Source organism: Mesorhizobium sp. M1227 (assembly GCF_040318315.1).
GTDB lineage: Bacteria > Pseudomonadota > Alphaproteobacteria > Rhizobiales > Rhizobiaceae > Mesorhizobium.
In genome coordinates, this window is sequence record NZ_JAMYLZ010000015.1 from 1 (window position 1) to 16,856 (window position 16,856).

The following is a 16,856-nucleotide window of genomic DNA, read 5'->3' on the forward strand; positions in this document are numbered from 1 at the left end:
CCGCGCTCTATCGCGCATGATGCCTAAGCAAGTCGAGTCAGGGCGAAGAATAGATTTGAATGGGCTGGTACGGCATGAACTCATCTCAGATTTAGGGTCCATTCGACTGTGCGCCCGCTACCGCCGCATGACGGCGGCCGACAAGAAGAACCCCATCGTCGTTTGCGCAGACCGAGACGCTTGCAGGCCGTTCGGAAGGCTTTTGACCGGTAGCACGAGCCGTTGTCGGTCATCACGCGCTGCACTTTGATGCCGAGGCTGGCGTAGTAAGCAATGGCAGCTTCGAGGAAGGTGACAGCGCTCTCCTTGCGCTGGTCGGACATGACTTGGACGAAAGCGAGGCGCGAGGCATCGCCGATGCAGACATGGACGAACTCTCAGCCGATGCCGAGATGACGGTTGACTGCGCCAGGATATCGCCCGGTGATGCGGTGCCCCACAGAGCCGATCCGACCGAGCTTCTTGATGTCGAGATGGATGAGTTCGCCTGGGTGCTCGCGCTCATAGCGGCGCACCGGCTCTATAGGGTCCAGGTCCTTGAGGCGCGACAGGCCAGCGCGTGCCAGCACCCGGCTCACGGTTGCCTCGGATACACCGGTTTCGCTGGCGATGTGCTTGCCGGTCAGGCGCTGCCGGCGCAGCGCTACGATGGCGTCCGCCACTGCGGCTTCGGTTTGCTTCGGGCTTGTCTTCGGCCGCGAGGAACGGTCGGCCATGCCGGCGCTTCCCTCGGTCCGAAAGCGCTCGACCCAGCGCCTCACTACCTTCCCCGTTACACCGTATGTCCGTGCCGCATCGGCTTTGGAAAGACGGCCCTCAACAATCTCGCGGGCCATCTCCTCTCGACGCAGCGGCGTCAGAGGGGCATTCTTGTACACGTTCATTCGGTCCTCCGAGAATCACTGGAGCTTCGACAACCTCAGCTTTCTCGGTCGGGACCGAATGGACGACCTCCTGAAAGCTCACAGCTAGCGGCACGATTGAAGCTCAGCGTCTCCTCGAGGAAGTGCACGTAGCAGCGCTGCCAGACCGCTTCGGGCAGCACTTCACGGATTGCCGCCCTGAGCCCCGGATGGTCGTCGGAGACGACGAACTCGACGCCGGCGAGCCCGCGATTCTTGAGCCCCGTCACGAACTCGCGCCAGCTCGAATGGCTCTCCCCGTTGGCCAGTTCCACGCCCAGAACCTGGCGCCGGCCCTCCCAATCCACGCCGATCGCCACCAGCACCGCCTGGCTGGCGATCACGCCCACCTCGCGAGCCCGTTCATAGCGCGCGTCCAAGATGAGATACGGATAGCTTTCCTCGAGCCGCCGCGTGAAGAACGCCTTGAGCGCCTCATCCAGCCGCATCGTCGCCTCGCTCACCGTCGAGGCCGAGAAGGAATGCCCGCACAGTTCCTCCGTCACCGCCTTCACCTTGCGGGTCGAAACGCCCTGCACGTACATCTCGACCAGCGCCGACACCAATGCCTTCTCCGAACGCTGGTAGCGCTCAAACAACTCCGTCGAGAACCGGCCAGCCCGATCCTGCGGAACGCGAAGCTCCAGCACCCCGACCCGCGTCACCAGCTTGCGCTCGTAATAGCCGGACCGGTAACTCGTCCGCTCCGCCGTCCGCTCGCCTTTCTCGGCCCCGATCGCCTCCGTCATCTCGGCTTCAAGAACCTCCTGCACGACACTCTGCAATGCCTGGCGAAAGCCGTCCTCATCCGACAACAGCAACGCTTTCAACTCGCCTCTGCTCAGTCTAACGTCTCGATTGGTCATGGCACTTCCCCTTCCACGGGAATCGGTGATCGCAACGTCACCACCGTGCCATGGCCTCCCCTCAGAGCAAGCGCCGTTCTCTCTCCAAAACTTTTTGCAGAACCTTCAGCACACTATCCTGGTGCCGCCGCTGAGGTCGCGGTTGCGCCACCCTGGCAGATGGTCTGCTTTCCGCGTGCGAGCTGACCATTGCCAAGGCAGAAAATTCACTCTCCCACCTCCGAACCCAGGCGACGTTGTCTTTTCGCAGCCCGCGTGGACTTCAGGCGCCGAACCTGTCCACCGCAAAGGGTGCTATGCGCGCTGGATCGCCGCGACCAATGATCAGCTCGGCAATCAGGCGCGCCGTGATCGGCGCCAGCGTCAGGCCGAGATGGCCGTGGCCGAAAGCGTGGATCACCCTCGAGCTGCCGCGCGACGCGCCGATGACCGGGCGGGAATCGGGCAGCGATGGCCGGAACCCGAGCCATTCGGATGAAGGCTGGCCGAGTTGTGGAAAGAACTGCCTGACACCGCGATCGAGCAGCGCCAGCCGGCGCGCATTTGGCGGCGCTGCAAGTCCGCCGAGCTCGACGGTTCCGGCGACACGCAGCCGGCCGGCCATCGGCGTCATGTAGAAGCCGAGATCGACCGGACAGACCGGACGATTGAGCAGAGGCGCTTCGGTCGGAAATTCGAGATGATAACCGCGTTCGGTCTCGAGCGGAATCCTGTCGCCGGCCTGTATGGCCAACGCCCGCGATTGCGCGCCCGCGGCGATAACCACCGTGTTCGCCTTGATGTTAAAGCCGGAACCGCTGAGCCTGACACCGTCCGCCTCAACCCGCAGTCCGGTTATCTCAGCCTGCGCCACCGAAACGCCGCGGTCGGCCGCGGCATCGAGCAGCCGCCGCATCACTGTCTCGGGATTGGTGACATTCATCGAGTCGGGGAAGTACAGACCGCTGGCCCCGGTCGCGGGCAGGCCAGGCTCCAGCGCGGCCACCGCTTCCGGCGTCAGAACCTCTTGATGGACGCCAAACCCGGCGCGCAGCGCCCTGCCCCCAGCGGCCTTGGCGAAATCGCTCTCGCGGCGATACAGGTAGAGACAGCCGTTGCGGCGCAGCAGGTCTGTCAGGTCAGCCTCCTCCACCATCTCTTCCCAGGCCGGCAGGGCCTCGGCCAGTAAACCGGCGAGCGCCAGCGCATTGGCGCGGGTTGCGGCGGGAAGCGATTGCCGCACGAATTGAACCAGCCATGGCGCAAGCTGCAACAGCGCCGGCCAGCGCAAGGAAAAAGGGCTGTCGGGATCGAGAAGCAGCTTTGGCAGCGCGCGCAGCAGAGCCGGATTGCCGACCGGCATGCAGGCATATTCGGCGATCGTTCCGGCATTGCCAAACGAGGCGCCGGAGCCCGGCTCATTGGGGTCGATGAGCAGGACTTCGCAACCCTCAGCTGCGAGCCGGAGTGCAGTTGCCAGTCCGACAACGCCGGCACCGACGATGGCGATTTCGACCGTTTCCGACGCTGCCATCTTTAAATTCCTAGACGAAACCAGGCAATTGAAGATGGCCGGCAGATAACAGTTCGGCCATCGAGTTCAGGGCCGTGCGCAGATCGTCGAGCGAGCGCGCAGCGCCGACATTGATACGCACGCCGTGCTGTACCGGCTCGCGCCCAACGGCGAAGGCATCACCGGGGAGCACGGCAACGCCACGTTCCAGGCAGGTGCGAGCGAAACCCGCGCCCCGCCACGGCTCCGGAAGGCGCAGCCAGGCGTGGGTCGAGGTTGGGTGGTTCTGGACATCGTAGCGGCCGAGGATTTCAGTGAGGATGGCCTGGCGCTGGCGCAGCTCCTGCTTCTGCGTTTCTATTATGCGCGCCGCCAGGCCCTCTTCTATCAGCCGCGCGCCGATCAGCGCCGTCAGGGGACTGATGCTCCAGCAGTTGATACGCAACGCCGCTGCGACCTGGCCGGCTATGGCGCGTGGCGCGATCACAAAACCGAGGCGCAGCCCTGGGGCAAGACATTTCGACATGGCGCCGATATGGATCGTCAGTTCGGGCTCGAGGCTGGCAAGCGACGGCAGTGGATTGTCTGCCAGGGGGCGGTAGACGTCATCTTCGATGATTAGGACGTTGTGGCGGCGGGCGACAGCTATCAGCTCGTGCCGGCGCTCTTCGGATAGCGTGATGGTCGTCGGGTTGTGCAGGGTCGGCACCAGGAAGACCGCACGTGGGCGGAGCTGCGCGCAGGCCACATCGAACGCGTCGGCCCGCATGCCGCCACGGTCCATCGCGACGCCTCTGAGGTCGAGCCCATGCACCCGGCACAGTGCGTTGATGCCCTGATAGGTCACCTCGTCGGCGAGCACGACCTCGCCTTGCCTGGTCACCGCGCCAAGCACGCAATCCAGCCCATGCTGGGCGCCCGCCGCCAGCACCACGCGGCCGGGATCGCCTTCCCCGGCCACCGGTCGCATCCACTCGGCGATTGCCATCCTCGCCCAAAGCGGCCCCTCGGGCGGATGATAGTCCTGAAGCGTGGCATAGTGCCGGTCCTTCGACAGGCGCGGCAGCAGCAGCCCAAGCGCATCGAGATAGGCCGAGGTCGCAGGTCTGTTGACGGAAAGATCGATGACGCCGGTGTCGTCGCTCGGCGCTGACACGAAACCTGGCCTTTCGCCGCCATTGCGGGCCGCGACCGTTGTGCCGCGTCCGGGCCGCGCTTCGAGCAGGCCGCGCTGCTGCAGCGTCGACAGTGCGCGCGTCACCGTGGTGACATTGATGCCCAGCGCGCGGGCAATCTCGCGCTGCGGCGGCAGCCGGTCTCCAACTGCAAGTGTGCCGGCCGTGATCCGTTCCGCAATAGCGTCCGCAAGACGCCGATAGACCGGGCCTTCATCCGAGGCGAGTTGCAGGTCCTGAAGCATGCGGATTGGCGGTTTCGGTGTGTTGACGCTCTGGCTATCGGCGCATCTAGCATAAGACAATGCTCCAGACAATAGCACTTGTCCGGCAGGTATTTTTAAAATCCGGCCCGAACAATCTCACACAATCCCGACGAAAGCCGCTTGACGGCCAAACTTGTCTGCATCTATGGTTCTTTTGCGATCGATTGTGTGAGCATACAAGTTTGGTTTGCCGCCATTGTGCGGCAGCGTCATGCGAGACCCATACATGCACGGTAAACGCCAACTCGTTTCGACATGCAGCTTCTGCCGCAGATCGACGGACTTGCGTCCGTGATGGCCGAAGCGACAGCCCTGTCGCGTGACAGCGCCGGTCCTGCACGGGCAGCCGATGCCGGCAGCCAAGGATTTGTCGAATTCATCGATGTCGAGAAATCCTATGACGGCCGCACGTTCGCGGTATCGCGGCTGAACCTCGGCGTTGCGCGCGGCGAGTTCCTCACCCTTCTTGGACCCTCCGGTTCGGGCAAGACGACGACGCTCAACATGCTTGCAGGCTTCGAACGGCCGACCAGAGGCGTCATTGCGCTTGAAGGCCGGTCGGTCGACAGGCTGCCGCCCTACGAGCGCAACATCGGCATGGTGTTCCAGAACTACGCGCTGTTTCCGCACATGAGCGTCGAGGAGAACGTCGCCTTCCCGCTCTCCGTTCGCAAGATTACCAAGACGGAAGTCGCAGCCCGCGTCGGCCGCGCGCTCGACATGGTGCGGCTGCGGCAGTTCGGCGACCGGCGGCCGGCACAGCTTTCCGGCGGCCAGCAGCAGCGCGTCGCGCTTGCCCGCGCGCTGGTGTTCGAGCCGAGCCTGGTGCTGATGGACGAGCCGCTCGGTGCGCTCGACAAGAAGCTGCGCGAGCACATGCAGCTCGAGATCAAGCAACTTCACACGATGCTCGGTGTCACCATAGTCTATGTGACGCACGACCAGAGCGAGGCGCTGACCATGTCGGACCGCGTCGCCGTTTTTAACAATGGCGGGATTGCCCAGCTCGGTTCGCCGGATGATCTCTACAACGCGCCGCAAACTTCGTTCGTCGCGAGCTTCATCGGCGAGAACAACACCCTGCTCGGCAAGGTCGAGCGCGTCTCTGGCAAGGAGTGCCGCGTCGCGCTGGACGGCGGCGGTTCGGTCACGGCGCTCGCCATCGGTGTTGCGGAGGGCGATGCCTGCCATGTCGCTATCCGCCCGGAGCGGCTGAAGCTTGCGCCCGCCTCGAACGGAGCAAATGGGCTGGCCGCCACGGTTGAAGGCCGCATCTATCTCGGCGACCACCAGCGTCTTTTGGCCCGGCTGGAAAACGGACAGGTGCTGACGGTCAAGATCGGCCCCGAAACGACCATGGGCAACGGGGGACCGGTCACGGTTTCCTGCGCGCCCAACGACTGCCGTGCCTTTCCGGCAGATGCCGCAACGGACGGTTCCATCTCGAAAACAGGGGAATAACAACAATGAAAATTACAAGAGCCCGGCTGTTCGCCTTTGCGGCAGCCACAGCATTCATCACCTCAGGACATGTCGCCTTCGCCGACGAGCTTTCGATCATGGCCAGCGGCGGCGCCTGGCAGGATGCCCAGCGCAAGGCATGGTTCGAGCCGTTCAGCAAGGAGACCGGTGCCGAGATCGTCGAGCAGGAATATCTCGGCGATCTCGGCAAGGTCAAAGCCATGGTCGACACCGGCAACGTGCCGATCGACCTGGTGACGGTCGAGACCGCGACCGTGCTGCAAGGTTGCGACGCCGGCATTCTCGAGCGCCTCGACTATTCCAAGATCGCGCCGCGCGAAAAATTCCTCGAAGGCTCCGCGCTCGACTGCGGCGTCGGCCTCGACGCCTATGGCGACGTGCTCGCCTATGATCCCAACGTGCTGAAAGAGGCGCCGACCTCGGTGCTCGACATCTTCGACACGACCAAGTTTCCCGGTAAGCGCGCGATGCGCAAGTTCCCGGCGCAGAATTTGGAATGGGCGCTGATGGCCGATGGCGTCGCGCCGGCCGATGTCTACAAGGTGCTGGCCACGCCGGAAGGCGTCGACCGCGCCTTCAAGAAACTCGACACCATCAAGAAAGACATCGTCTGGTGGGATGCCGGCGCACAGCCGCCGCAGCTCCTTGCATCCAAGGAAGTGGTGATGACCACCGCCTGGAACGGCCGTATCCAGAACGCCATCGACAAGGACGGGGCGCCATTCAAGATCGTCTGGAACAACCAAATCCTCGAATACGACATGATCGCCATTCCGAAGGGGGCCAAGAGCCCGGACCTGGCCTACGAGTACCTTGCCTATATCAGCCAGCCGGAAATCAACGCCAAGCTGGCCAGCTACATCACCTACGGGCCGGTGCGCACCGATGCAGCGTCCTTTGTCGCGCCGGACGCCTTACCCAAATTGCCGAATGCGCCCGACCATATGAGCGCTTACCTGGTCGCCGACACCGAATTCTGGGGCGATTACGGCGAGGATTTGGTCAAGCGCTTCAACGCCTGGCTCGCGCAGTAGGAAAAATGACTGCGCTTGAGCCCACGAAGCTGGAACGGCCGCGCCTCGCGCGCGACCGGTCGGCCGCCGATATCAAGGCGGCGAAATCGATCACGGCAAAACTTCGGCGCGCCGAGTTCGGCGATCGGCTGCGGTCACTGGCGCTGGCGGCGCCTTTGCTTGTGCTCCTGGCGCTGAGCTTCGGCATCCCGATCGTCCTGCTGCTATCGCGCGCCGTCTATGACCCGACGATTGCCGACGCTTTGCCGCAGACCAGCCAGGCGCTGCTCGGCTGGAACGGCGCGGGACTGCCAGGAGATGCCGCCTTCCTGGCCCTTGCCGCCGACCTCAGGGACAATCAGGCCATGGGCACGGCATATGAGCTCGCCAAAAGCCTGAACGCCCGCCTGCCCGGTGCGCGCAGCCAGGTGCTCAAGACGGTACGCCAACTTGAGGCTGCCGACAGGCCGCCGCTGGAGGTGATGAAAGCCGTGCCGTTCTGGTCGGCGCCCGGCACGTGGCCGGTCATCGAGAGCGGCACCCATAGCGTGACGTCGTTCTACCTGCTGAGCGCGCTCGATCTGCGCTGGAACGCCGATGGAGGCATTGAAAGAGTGCCGCCGCAACAGGCGATCTTCCTGCAGGTGTTCATGCGCACATTCTTCGTCGCCGCGGCGGTGACGCTGGCCACGCTGATACTGGGCTTCCCCCTCGCCTATCTCATCGCCTCGGTACCCAAGGGCCTCGCCGCCATCCTCATCGTCGCGGTGCTGCTGCCATTCTGGACGTCGATCCTGGTGCGAACCGCCGCCTGGACCGTGCTCCTGCAGAAATTCGGCCTGGTCAACGACCTGCTTTTGTGGCTCGGCATTGCCGACGACCGGCTTGACCTGATGTACAGCCGCATCGGACTGATCATCGCCATGACCCATATCCAGCTGCCGTTCACGCTGCTGCCGATCTATAGCGTTATGCGCACGATCCCGGCCTCGCAGATGAAAGCCGCCTATTCGCTCGGCGCAAATCCCTTCACCGCGTTCCGCCGCGTTTATCTTCCACAGGTTTTTCCGGGCGTCATGGCCGGTTGCCTGCTCACCTTCATTCTGTGCCTCGGCTACTACATCACGCCGGCGCTCATCGGCGGTGCAAGCGACCAGCTGATCAGCAATTTCATCGCCAACTACGTCAATGTCGAGCTGAACTGGGAGATGGCGGCAGCACTGAGCTTCATCCTGCTCGTCTTCACCCTGGCGCTGTTCGGCATCTTCGCCCGCATCCTCGGCCTCGACCGTCTCAAGCTGGTGTAGCCATGCTGCTGTCTCCCTATCCGACGACAGGCGAAAGAATCCGCATCATCCTGCTGTGGCTATGGTGCGGCATGGTGATCCTGTTCCTGCTCGTGCCGATCCTCGTTCCCGTCCCCTTGTCGTTCAACAGCGGCGCCTTCTTCATCTTTCCGCTGGAGGGAATTTCGACGCGCTGGTACGCGGTCGTGCTTGGCACCCAACGCTGGCAATCGGCGATCGGCAACAGCCTGATCGTTGCGTTCGGGACGACGCTGATCGCGACGGTACTCGGCACGTTGACAGCGATTGCGCTTTCCGACGAAAAGTTTCCCGGCCGCCGCATCGTCATGCCGCTGCTGCTGTCGCCGCTGATCGTGCCGGTGGTGATCACCGCCGTCGGCTCTTATCTGTTCTATGCCCGCGTCGGCCTGGCCAGCACCTATGCCGGCATCATCCTGGCGCACACCGCGCTCGCCAGTCCCTTCGTCGTCGTCACGGTGGGAGCGAGCCTCACCGGCTTCGACCGCAATCTGATGCGCGCTGCCGCCATCTCCGGAGCAAAGCCCATCACGTCGTTCTTCAGGGTGATGCTGCCGCTGATCCTGCCCGGCGTACTGTCAGGCGCCGCTTTCGCCTTCGTTACCTCGTTCGACGAGGTCGTCGTGGTACAGTTCCTGGCCAGCGCCAACCAACGCACCATGCCGCTCGAAATGTTCATCGGCTTGCGCGAGAAGCTCTCCCCGGCAATCACCGCCGCCGCGACCCTGATGATGGCGCTGTCTATAGTGCTCCTGGTCGTCGCCAACCTTCTGGTACGGCGTAGCCAGCGTCGGCCAAGCGCGAGCGAGTAACTCGTGGCCTTGCCGCTCCAATGTTCCCGCAGTTTATGGAAGTGTTCCCGGTCCCTGGTCGGCGATCGTCGGAAGAGACGGGATGGGCACGAGGCGGTCATTGAAAGGTCCGTTCGGGATCTTCGCCTTTGGGTCAGTTGAGACTGCAGTCCCACCTGCTTGAATGTCTGCCATCGCTTTTAGGATGGCCAGAAGCTGCAAGTCCGCTCCCGGCCGCCACGACAGCGGCTGAACTGCCGGACCATCTTGGCCGCGGATAGCACGTGCCGACGTTCTCGCCAAGTCGCAGAAGATGCAGTCGGGAACGCAAGGTGCGACAACACACGGCGGCTGACACGTTGGGTGATGGCGCCGTCGGCGGCAGGACAGCGAACGGATTGAGCCCGGTCCGGTCGCTGGTGCGCGGTACGCTGCACCTCAGCGTCAACGACCCAAATGGCGGCGTCTCTCGCGTCGCAGATGGTCCTGTATCGCGACGACGGGCGACCGCCCAAGAGCGATCGGCGAGCCCGCTCCGGCGCCTCGGACACACTGTCGAGCCCTAAATCCCCATAGCCCCGCCCGCCATCCCGCGGTTCAGTTCAATCAGGCTTTAATGTAGTCGCGACCCGTGCGTGCCCAATCGCGCCCGCGACTAGACAGAACCCTCCAGATTCATTTTGAACCTCCTTTTCAAATGGCGGAAAATAGCGATTCCTGGTTATCGTCGTGGATGCGACGCGGAGTATTGCGCGCCAGTTCGGCCTTGATCCGTTCGTCTTCGAGGTCGCTGGCGCGGATCTGGTAGCGCGCGCCGCGCATGACCTGCTCGGCGGGTAAGAGGCCATCCCTGATGAACCGGCGGATTTTGACGTGCGACGCGCCAAGCTTCGCGGCCGCATCCGACATAGTGAGCCACTCGCCATTCTTGTCGGACGAGCGATAGCCGCTGATCTTGTGCACCGTGCGCAGCGATTGGACGCGTCGCGCGGTCCAGGTCTTTCCCTGACCGGTCTGCATGCCCATGCGGTTGAGTGTGGCAGCGATTTCGGCATCCGACCACCGGGTTGCCATGGAGCATGATCGCCAGAGCCTCCTCAGGCGTACGCTGGCCATGCTCTCCGGATTTGGGCTTGCGAACCCGTACCTGCGAGTGCTGGCCTCCATGCCAGTGGATCGTCAAGATCACGTCGCGCGAATGGTCATCGACATCCGCCACGATGTCCTTGATGAGCGCGCGCAGCAGTTGCTGACGACAGCGCATGTCGACACCCGGCGCATTCCAGGTGGCCTTGAGATCCTGGGCAAGGCCCGTGAAGTCCGGAACCGCGTCGACAGGCTCCACACGCTGGACTTCGCTCAGCCGGGCCTCGCAGGTCCCCACGCGCCTGAGCGTGGCTTCCCAACTCCTCTCGAGCTGGACCGCAATAAGCCGGTTCTCCGGGTCGCAGGCCGCTTCGCCGGCAGAAGCATCTTGCGGATGGTGGACCTCGCGACAATGCCGTTGATTGAGGGCCGCGGCTGCGCTGTTCTCTGCCACTGCCTTTAACAGACTGGATGCACCCGTTGGCGTAGGTGACGAATACCAATTTGTCCGCCACGGCGAGAGCACTGGCCGTCCCGCCTGCGGTCAGCGCGGCGCCGGTGTCGAAATTCAGCCATGTGCGCTATCAGCTCGCAGGCGCCCGTCCACTCAGGGCGCCGGGCGGGTGAACAGGGTTCGGAATAGCTCCTCAGCACGCCGCAGTCCTTCATCTGTCAGAACCACTGACTTCGCCTTGTTTGCCGGATTCGCGATCAGCCCCTTCTCGTGCAAGCGATCCAGAGCATTCCAATCCAACCCCTTCCAGGCGCGCCTCTCTTCATGCAGCGTCAGCCAAAGCAGGCCCAGAACGGCTTCGTCGATCTTGTCGGCGTCGATCTCCATGCAAGCAGTCTAACACGCGAAAAGGCCGCTGCCACGATCCACACCGGATGGTTATTCCCTGCCGCGAGCGTTCGCCTGAAAACAGGCGCCTCACTCAGGCGTCGCATCCGCGACGGAGTCATTGGGGCGCGACGAGCCGGGACGGGATTGGAGTTCATCATGATGCCTAAGCGGCCGTGGCAGCGTTGCCGCTGGCAATGAAATGCAAATTGGCGAAATCCTCGTCTTCCCTCAGGTTGCGCTTACCGCAGGCGAGCGGCGCACTATCCAGGTCCGCGTCATGCTGCCGGCAACGCGCGCCGCCCCGCCGCGGTGGCCCATTCCATAGTCGACCGACGCGCGGATACGTTTTGCGGGACGCTTTCTTTTCCGACCCGCTCTCCGACTGCAAGTCTCAACCTTGTCAGAGGTGATTTTTGACTCCTGAGCGGTTATCGCGGAGCGCATTCCGGGCCACAAGCGAGTTTGCGACATCCCCTTCACTGATTCATTGCCCGTCCAGCGCCAGAATGCGAAATCCGCTGTGAGCGGTCGGGGCTTCGCAACAACCGCTCAAGGTCGGTCCGACGTTGCAGGGCTGACCTGTTTTCATCGAGCCAAGACTGACTCTGGTACCGTGCCGGGAATGAGCTATAGTTCACATACTAAGACGGCCGGGCGCTTGCACAATGGCTGGACTGGGTGAACAGATTGCGCGTCAGCAGCGCACCATGGGACCGCTCCTGGTGGCGGCAGTGGTCATCGGCCTTGTCGGTCTGCCCGTTGCAGCCTGGCTCGACCTCCGAGACCTATCGGAACGGATGCTGCGCAGGCAAGCCAGCGAAATCAGCCGCATCATCGACGAAATGCGCGGATTCTACGGCAGCGACGTCGTGGGACGCGTGCTGCAAGCTAACGGCGCCGTGACTGCGACGCACAACTACCGGGACGTGCCAGGCGCGATCCCTATTCCAGCAACCCTCTCGATCGAACTGGGCAACCGCATCAGCGCTCATGACGGCTCGGTCAAATATCGGTTCGTCTCGGATCTGCCTTTCAAAGGTCGCGCGACCCACCAGCTCGATGCGTTCGAGCGGAATGCAATCTTGGCTTTGCGCGCCAACCCGAAGGAGCCGATCATCGAGGTCTCGGGCTCACTGTTTGACCGGCAGGTGCGCGCCGCGGCCCCTGTCATAATGGGACAAGTGTGCGTGACCTGCCATAACTCACACCCAGACAGCCCCAAGACGGACTGGAAGGTGGGGGATGTCCGAGGGATCCAGGAGATATCAGTCAATCAGCCTATTGCTGCGAACGTGCTGACCTTCAAGTATCTGCTCCTGTATTTCGGTTTCGCTGCGGCGGCGGGCCTGACGTTCATTCTCCTGCAGCGTCGGCAGTCCGCGTTGATTCAGGGCATCAACAAGGAGCTTTCGGAGGCAAACGACTTCCTGGCCGCCATTTCATTGAAGATCGCCAAATACCTTTCGCCTCAAATCTACAAAAGCATCTTCAGCGGCCAGAAGGACGTCACCATCGCGACCGAGCGCAAGAAGCTCACGATCTTTTTCTCCGACGTCAAGGATTTCACCGCGATCGTGGAACGGCTCCAGCCCGAGGATCTGACGCTTCTCCTCAACGAGTACTTTACCGAGATGTCGACGATCGCGCTCAAACACGGCGGCACCGTCGACAAGTTCATCGGCGACGCGCTTCTTGTGTTCTTCGGAGACCCCGAGACGCAAGGCGTCGAGGAAGACGCGAGAGCCTGCTTGCGCATGGCTGTCGACATGCAGCGTCGGCTGGAGCAGTTGAACAGGGTGTGGCATGACCGCGGAGTTGAACGGCCCTTCCGAGCTCGCATGGGCATCAACACGGGCTATTGCAACGTTGGGAACTTCGGTTCCGATGATCGGATGGACTACACGATCATTGGAGCCGAGGCGAACTTGGCGGCCCGGCTGCAGTCGATTGCCGAGCCCGGCGGCATCTGCCTCAGCTATGAGACTTACGCGCTCGTGCGCGACCTTGTCCGGGCGCGTCCGTTAGCACCCATTGCCATGAAGGGGATCAGCCGGGAGGTTGTCCCCTACGAAGTCGAGGGCCTCCTGGGTGAACTCGCCCAGCGCCCTCAGGTCATCAGCGAGCATGCGACTGGTCTCGACTTGTTCCTCGATGTTGAGGCAATCGACGAGAACGGGGTGGAGCGGGCGAAGAAACGACTTTCAGAGGCGCTCCTGGCCTTAACCATCCGAAGCAAGCCCGCCGCACTTTAGGTTCTTGAACGTGATCCAATCTGGACCGTGGCCAGCCAAGTAAAGTCCGGTTCAACACCGTTCAGGCGCGCCGGGTCCCGGCCAGGAGTTCGCGCATCATCCTCGTTGGTCATCAGCGCCGTCAGGGCCGAGGCGTCGGTGAACATCAGTCATTCTCGTACAGGCTGTCGCGAAACGCCTTGTCGGCGGGCCTGCCGCGATCAGGCTTGCCCCGGGCTCGCAGATCACGGCAGAACCTGACGCCGATCTCTACCAGGGACCGTCTAGCCTGTTCGCGCTCAAGCTCATGCTTGAGCGCGGCATGGACGGCCTCTGTCAGACCAGTCCTCTTAACTGCGGCGAGCCGGCGGGCCAGTGCGTCGGTCTCGGGATTTTTGATGTGGAACGCCATCACTCGCTCGTATAGCCGTTCAAGTCTATCGGTATACAGCAATTTGGATACACCCGTGTGAAGGCCCCGCAGCATCGACCGCACACGAAGCGAATCGGCCACGCCGACCCAACTGTCGGCTGGATGGGATCGTACCGCTGTGTTTACAGATCTCGAGCAGTATCTGAGGTCGCTTGCATAAGTCACGTGCAACACCCGCACTTTCGTACGGGTCTGGAACGGCGCAATCACCGTCTAGCCAAATCCAGCAGCCTTGCCGCTGGCGATAAAATGCGGGTTGGCGAAATCCTCGTCGTCACTCTGGTTGCGCTTGCCGTAGGCGAGCGGCTCACCATCCAGCGTGCGCGTCATGCCGCCGGCGGCGCGTAGCACCGCGTCACCCGCGGCCGTATCCCACTCCATGGTGCGGCCGAAGCGTGGATAGACGTCTGCCTCGGCGCCAGCAACGAGACAGAATTTCAGCGACGAGCCGACCGAGACGATCTCGGCAGCGCCAAGCGCGCGGATATAGGCGTCGGTTTCCGGCGTGTTGTGGGAGCGGCTGGCAACGACGGTCAGCGGCACCATACCGGCCCTTGCCGAAATCGGCTGGCGATCGACGATCTCGTAGTCTTGATTGATCTCGATCGTTTCCGCTTTGCCCGGCCGGCCGGAAAAGAAGCGGCCGGTGCAAGGCGCGAAGACAACGCCGATCTCAGGCACGCCGTGGCGAACCAGCGCGATGTTGACAGTGAAATCGGTCCGCCGGTTGACGAACTCCTTGGTGCCGTCGAGAGGATCGATCAGGAAGAAGGCGTCGCCGAGATCTGGCGCCATGATGCCGGCCGAAGCTTCTTCCTCGGCCACGCACGGAATCTCGGGAAATGCGGCGCGCAGCCCGGCAAGGATGATCTTCTCGCTCTCGCGATCCGCCTCCGTCACTGGCGAACTGTCCGACTTGCTGTCGACCGCACAGCCGGCACGAAAGACGCGCATCACCTCGCGCCCCGCCGCCAGGGCAAGGTGCTCGAAGACGGCGAGCACCGCTTCGTCGTCAGATACCGCCGCCGCTGTCATATTGGTCTTCGGCAATGTCCCGCTCGTTCAGCCAGTGTTCCAGGGCGTCCACCATCTCCTCGGCCGATCTGCCGAGTGTCTTGAGATGAATTTCGGGCTTTTCCGGCACCTCATACGGTGAATCGACGCCGGTGAAATTCTTGATCTCGCCGTTCAACGCCCGCGCATAGAGACCCTTCGGATCGCGCCTGGCGCATTCCTCGAAGGGTGTGTCGACAAACACCTCGACGAATTCGCCGTCGGCCATCAGTTCGCGCGCCATGCGCCGCTCGGCGCTGAACGGCGAGATGAACGACACGATGACGATCAGCCCGGCGTCGGCCATCAGGCGTGCCACTTCGGCGACGCGGCGAATGTTTTCGACACGATCGGCGTCGGTGAAACCGAGATCGCGGTTGAGGCCGTGACGGACGTTGTCGCCATCCAGAATGTAGGTATGGCGCCCAGTGGCGAACAGCTTCTTTTCGAACAGATTGGCGATGGTCGACTTGCCCGAGCCCGAAAGCCCGGTGAACCAGAACACGGCCGGCCGCTGGTTCTTCATATCGGCGCGGGCGCGCTTGCCGACATCGAGCGACTGCCAATGGATGTTTTCGGCGCGGCGCAGCGAATGCAGGATCATGCCGGCGCCGACCGTGGCGTTGGTGATGCGGTCGATCAGGATGAAGGCGCCGGTGGTGCGGTTTTCGGCAAACGGATCGAAGGCGATCGGCGACCGCGTCGAGATATTGCAGATGCCGACTTCGTTCATTTCAAGCGACTTGGCCGCCTCATGGGCAAAGTCGTTGACGTTGACGCGGTATTTCAGGTCGGTGACGGTGGCGCTGGTCTGGTCGGTCTCGGTGCGCAGGATGTAGGAGCGGCCGGGCAGCAGCGCGTGTTCGTCGAACCAGACGATGTTGGCGGCGAACTGGTCGGCGACCTGCGGCCGCGCCGCCGGCGACACCAGCATATTGCCGCGCGAGACTTCGACCTCGTCGTCGAGGACAAGGGTGATGGCCTGGCCGGCAATGGCCTGCTGAAGGTCGCCGCCATGCGAAACGATGCGCCTGACACGGGAGGATTTGCCGGATTTGGCGACGACCACCTCGTCGCCTGGCGCAACCGACCCGGAGGCTATGGTGCCGGCGAAACCGCGGAAATCGAGATTGGGGCGGTTCACATATTGGACAGGAAACCGGAACGGCAATTCGACCGCGGCCTCGTCGACCGAGACGGCTTCGAGATGTTCGATCAGCGTCGGGCCGGAAAACCAGTCCGTCCTGTCGGAACGGCCGGTAACGTTGTCGCCATAGCGGGCCGACATAGGGATGGGCACGATCGTCTGGAAGCCGAGCTCACGTGAGAACTGTGCGTAATCCGCGACGATCCGTTTAAAAACCGCCTCGTCGAAACCGACAAGATCGATCTTGTTCACGGCGAGCACGATGTGGCGAATGCCCAGAAGCGAGGCAATTATCGAATGCCGCCTTGTCTGGCGCAGTACGCCCTGGCGAGCATCGATCAGCACGATGGCGAGATCGGCGGTCGATGCACCTGTCGCCATGTTACGCGTGTACTGTTCGTGGCCGGGCGTGTCGGCGACGATGAACTTGCGCTTTGGCGTGGCGAAGAAGCGATAGGCGACGTCGATCGTGATGCCTTGCTCGCGCTCGGCCTCGAGGCCGTCGACCAGCAGCGCGAAGTCGACGTCGTCGCCGGTGGTGCCGTGCTTGCGCGAATCGCGCTCGAGCGTGGCCAGCTGGTCCTCGAAAATCTGCTTGGTGTCGGAAAGCAGGCGCCCGATCAGCGTCGACTTACCGTCGTCGACCGAGCCGCAGGTCAGGAAGCGCAGCAGTGATTTTCGTTCCTGCGCCGCCAGATAGTCGCGGACGCCGTCGGTCGGGGCGAGGCTCTTGGCCATGATATGGCGCAT

At 62.9% G+C, this 16,856-nt stretch carries 14 protein-coding genes and 2 pseudogenes; 6 read left to right on the forward strand and 10 right to left on the reverse strand.

Features of this window, described 5'->3' with window-relative positions; all coding sequences use genetic code 11:
• Window positions 1–155: 155 nt before the first annotated feature.
• The 4 genes and pseudogenes from NKH28_RS18430 to NKH28_RS18445 all read right to left on the reverse strand — a co-directional run.
• Window positions 156–884, reverse strand: a pseudogene (locus tag NKH28_RS18430) (helix-turn-helix domain-containing protein); the annotation flags it as partial.
• A 104-nt stretch (window positions 885–988) separates the two neighbouring features.
• Window positions 989–1,768, reverse strand: a pseudogene (locus NKH28_RS18435) (IS256 family transposase); the annotation flags it as partial.
• A 262-nt stretch (window positions 1,769–2,030) separates the two neighbouring features.
• Entirely contained in the window at window positions 2,031–3,281 is a 1,251-nt protein-coding gene (locus NKH28_RS18440; RefSeq protein WP_352979911.1) for an NAD(P)/FAD-dependent oxidoreductase, read from the reverse strand.
• 10 nt (window positions 3,282–3,291) lie between these two features.
• Complete coding sequence (locus NKH28_RS18445; protein WP_352979913.1) at window positions 3,292–4,680, reverse strand: aminotransferase-like domain-containing protein; 1,389 nt, start codon at window positions 4,678–4,680, stop codon at window positions 3,292–3,294.
• Between the two features lie 315 nt (window positions 4,681–4,995).
• On the opposite strand from NKH28_RS18445, the gene NKH28_RS18450 reads away from it, so the two are divergent.
• From NKH28_RS18450 to NKH28_RS18465, 4 genes are read left to right on the forward strand one after another with little or no spacing between them, the layout of a single operon-like run.
• Window positions 4,996–6,162 (forward strand): ABC transporter ATP-binding protein, encoded by a 1,167-nt coding sequence (locus NKH28_RS18450; RefSeq protein ID WP_502906639.1) that lies wholly within the window; start codon window positions 4,996–4,998, stop codon window positions 6,160–6,162.
• Window positions 6,163–6,167: 5 nt separating this feature from the next.
• Window positions 6,168–7,217 carry an ABC transporter substrate-binding protein gene (locus NKH28_RS18455; protein WP_352979915.1) on the forward strand — a complete coding sequence of 350 codons (1,050 nt, stop codon included), beginning with the start codon at window positions 6,168–6,170 and terminating at the stop codon, window positions 7,215–7,217.
• Between the two features lie 5 nt (window positions 7,218–7,222).
• The gene (locus tag NKH28_RS18460; protein ID WP_352979917.1) at window positions 7,223–8,503 is read left to right on the forward strand and encodes an ABC transporter permease; all 1,281 of its coding nucleotides are present in this window, start codon (window positions 7,223–7,225) and stop codon (window positions 8,501–8,503) included.
• 2 nt (window positions 8,504–8,505) lie between these two features.
• Entirely contained in the window at window positions 8,506–9,333 is an 828-nt protein-coding gene (locus NKH28_RS18465) for an ABC transporter permease (protein ID WP_352979919.1), read from the forward strand.
• A gap of 672 nt (window positions 9,334–10,005) precedes the next feature.
• Here NKH28_RS18465 and NKH28_RS18470 read toward each other — a convergent pair.
• Window positions 10,006–10,338 carry a helix-turn-helix domain-containing protein gene (locus tag NKH28_RS18470; protein ID WP_352979921.1) on the reverse strand — a complete coding sequence of 111 codons (333 nt, stop codon included), beginning with the start codon at window positions 10,336–10,338 and terminating at the stop codon, window positions 10,006–10,008.
• 46 nt (window positions 10,339–10,384) lie between these two features.
• Here NKH28_RS18470 and NKH28_RS18475 point away from each other — a divergent pair, with 46 nt between their 5' ends.
• Window positions 10,385–10,861, forward strand: coding sequence for a hypothetical protein (locus NKH28_RS18475; RefSeq protein ID WP_352979923.1), 477 nt, complete (start codon window positions 10,385–10,387; stop codon window positions 10,859–10,861).
• Window positions 10,862–11,005: 144 nt separating this feature from the next.
• Here the strand turns inward: NKH28_RS18475 and NKH28_RS18480 are convergent, their stop codons facing one another.
• Window positions 11,006–11,239, reverse strand: coding sequence for a DUF6429 family protein (locus tag NKH28_RS18480; protein ID WP_352542802.1), 234 nt, complete (start codon window positions 11,237–11,239; stop codon window positions 11,006–11,008).
• A 668-nt stretch (window positions 11,240–11,907) separates the two neighbouring features.
• Here NKH28_RS18480 and NKH28_RS18485 point away from each other — a divergent pair.
• Window positions 11,908–13,494 carry an adenylate/guanylate cyclase domain-containing protein gene (locus NKH28_RS18485; protein WP_352979925.1) on the forward strand — a complete coding sequence of 529 codons (1,587 nt, stop codon included), beginning with the start codon at window positions 11,908–11,910 and terminating at the stop codon, window positions 13,492–13,494.
• Here NKH28_RS18485 and NKH28_RS18490 read toward each other — a convergent pair.
• The 4 genes from NKH28_RS18490 to cysN all read right to left on the reverse strand — a co-directional run bounded on the left by NKH28_RS18490 (window position 13,491) and on the right by cysN (window position 16,856).
• On the reverse strand, window positions 13,491–13,640 hold the full coding sequence (locus NKH28_RS18490) for a hypothetical protein (RefSeq protein ID WP_352821751.1): 150 nt from the start codon (window positions 13,638–13,640) through the stop codon (window positions 13,491–13,493). The genes NKH28_RS18485 and NKH28_RS18490 overlap by 4 nt on opposite strands.
• Window positions 13,640–13,885 (reverse strand): type II toxin-antitoxin system VapB family antitoxin, encoded by a 246-nt coding sequence (locus tag NKH28_RS18495; protein ID WP_352818583.1) that lies wholly within the window; start codon window positions 13,883–13,885, stop codon window positions 13,640–13,642. Before NKH28_RS18495 ends, NKH28_RS18490 begins: the two co-directional genes overlap by 1 nt.
• A 234-nt stretch (window positions 13,886–14,119) precedes the next feature.
• A complete protein-coding gene (gene cysQ / locus NKH28_RS18500) occupies window positions 14,120–14,941 on the reverse strand; it encodes a 3'(2'),5'-bisphosphate nucleotidase CysQ (protein ID WP_352979927.1) in 822 nt (273 codons plus the stop codon).
• Window positions 14,919–16,856 (reverse strand): sulfate adenylyltransferase subunit CysN, encoded by a 1,938-nt coding sequence (gene cysN / locus NKH28_RS18505; protein ID WP_352979929.1) that lies wholly within the window; start codon window positions 16,854–16,856, stop codon window positions 14,919–14,921. The genes cysQ and cysN overlap by 23 nt, the downstream gene beginning before the upstream one ends.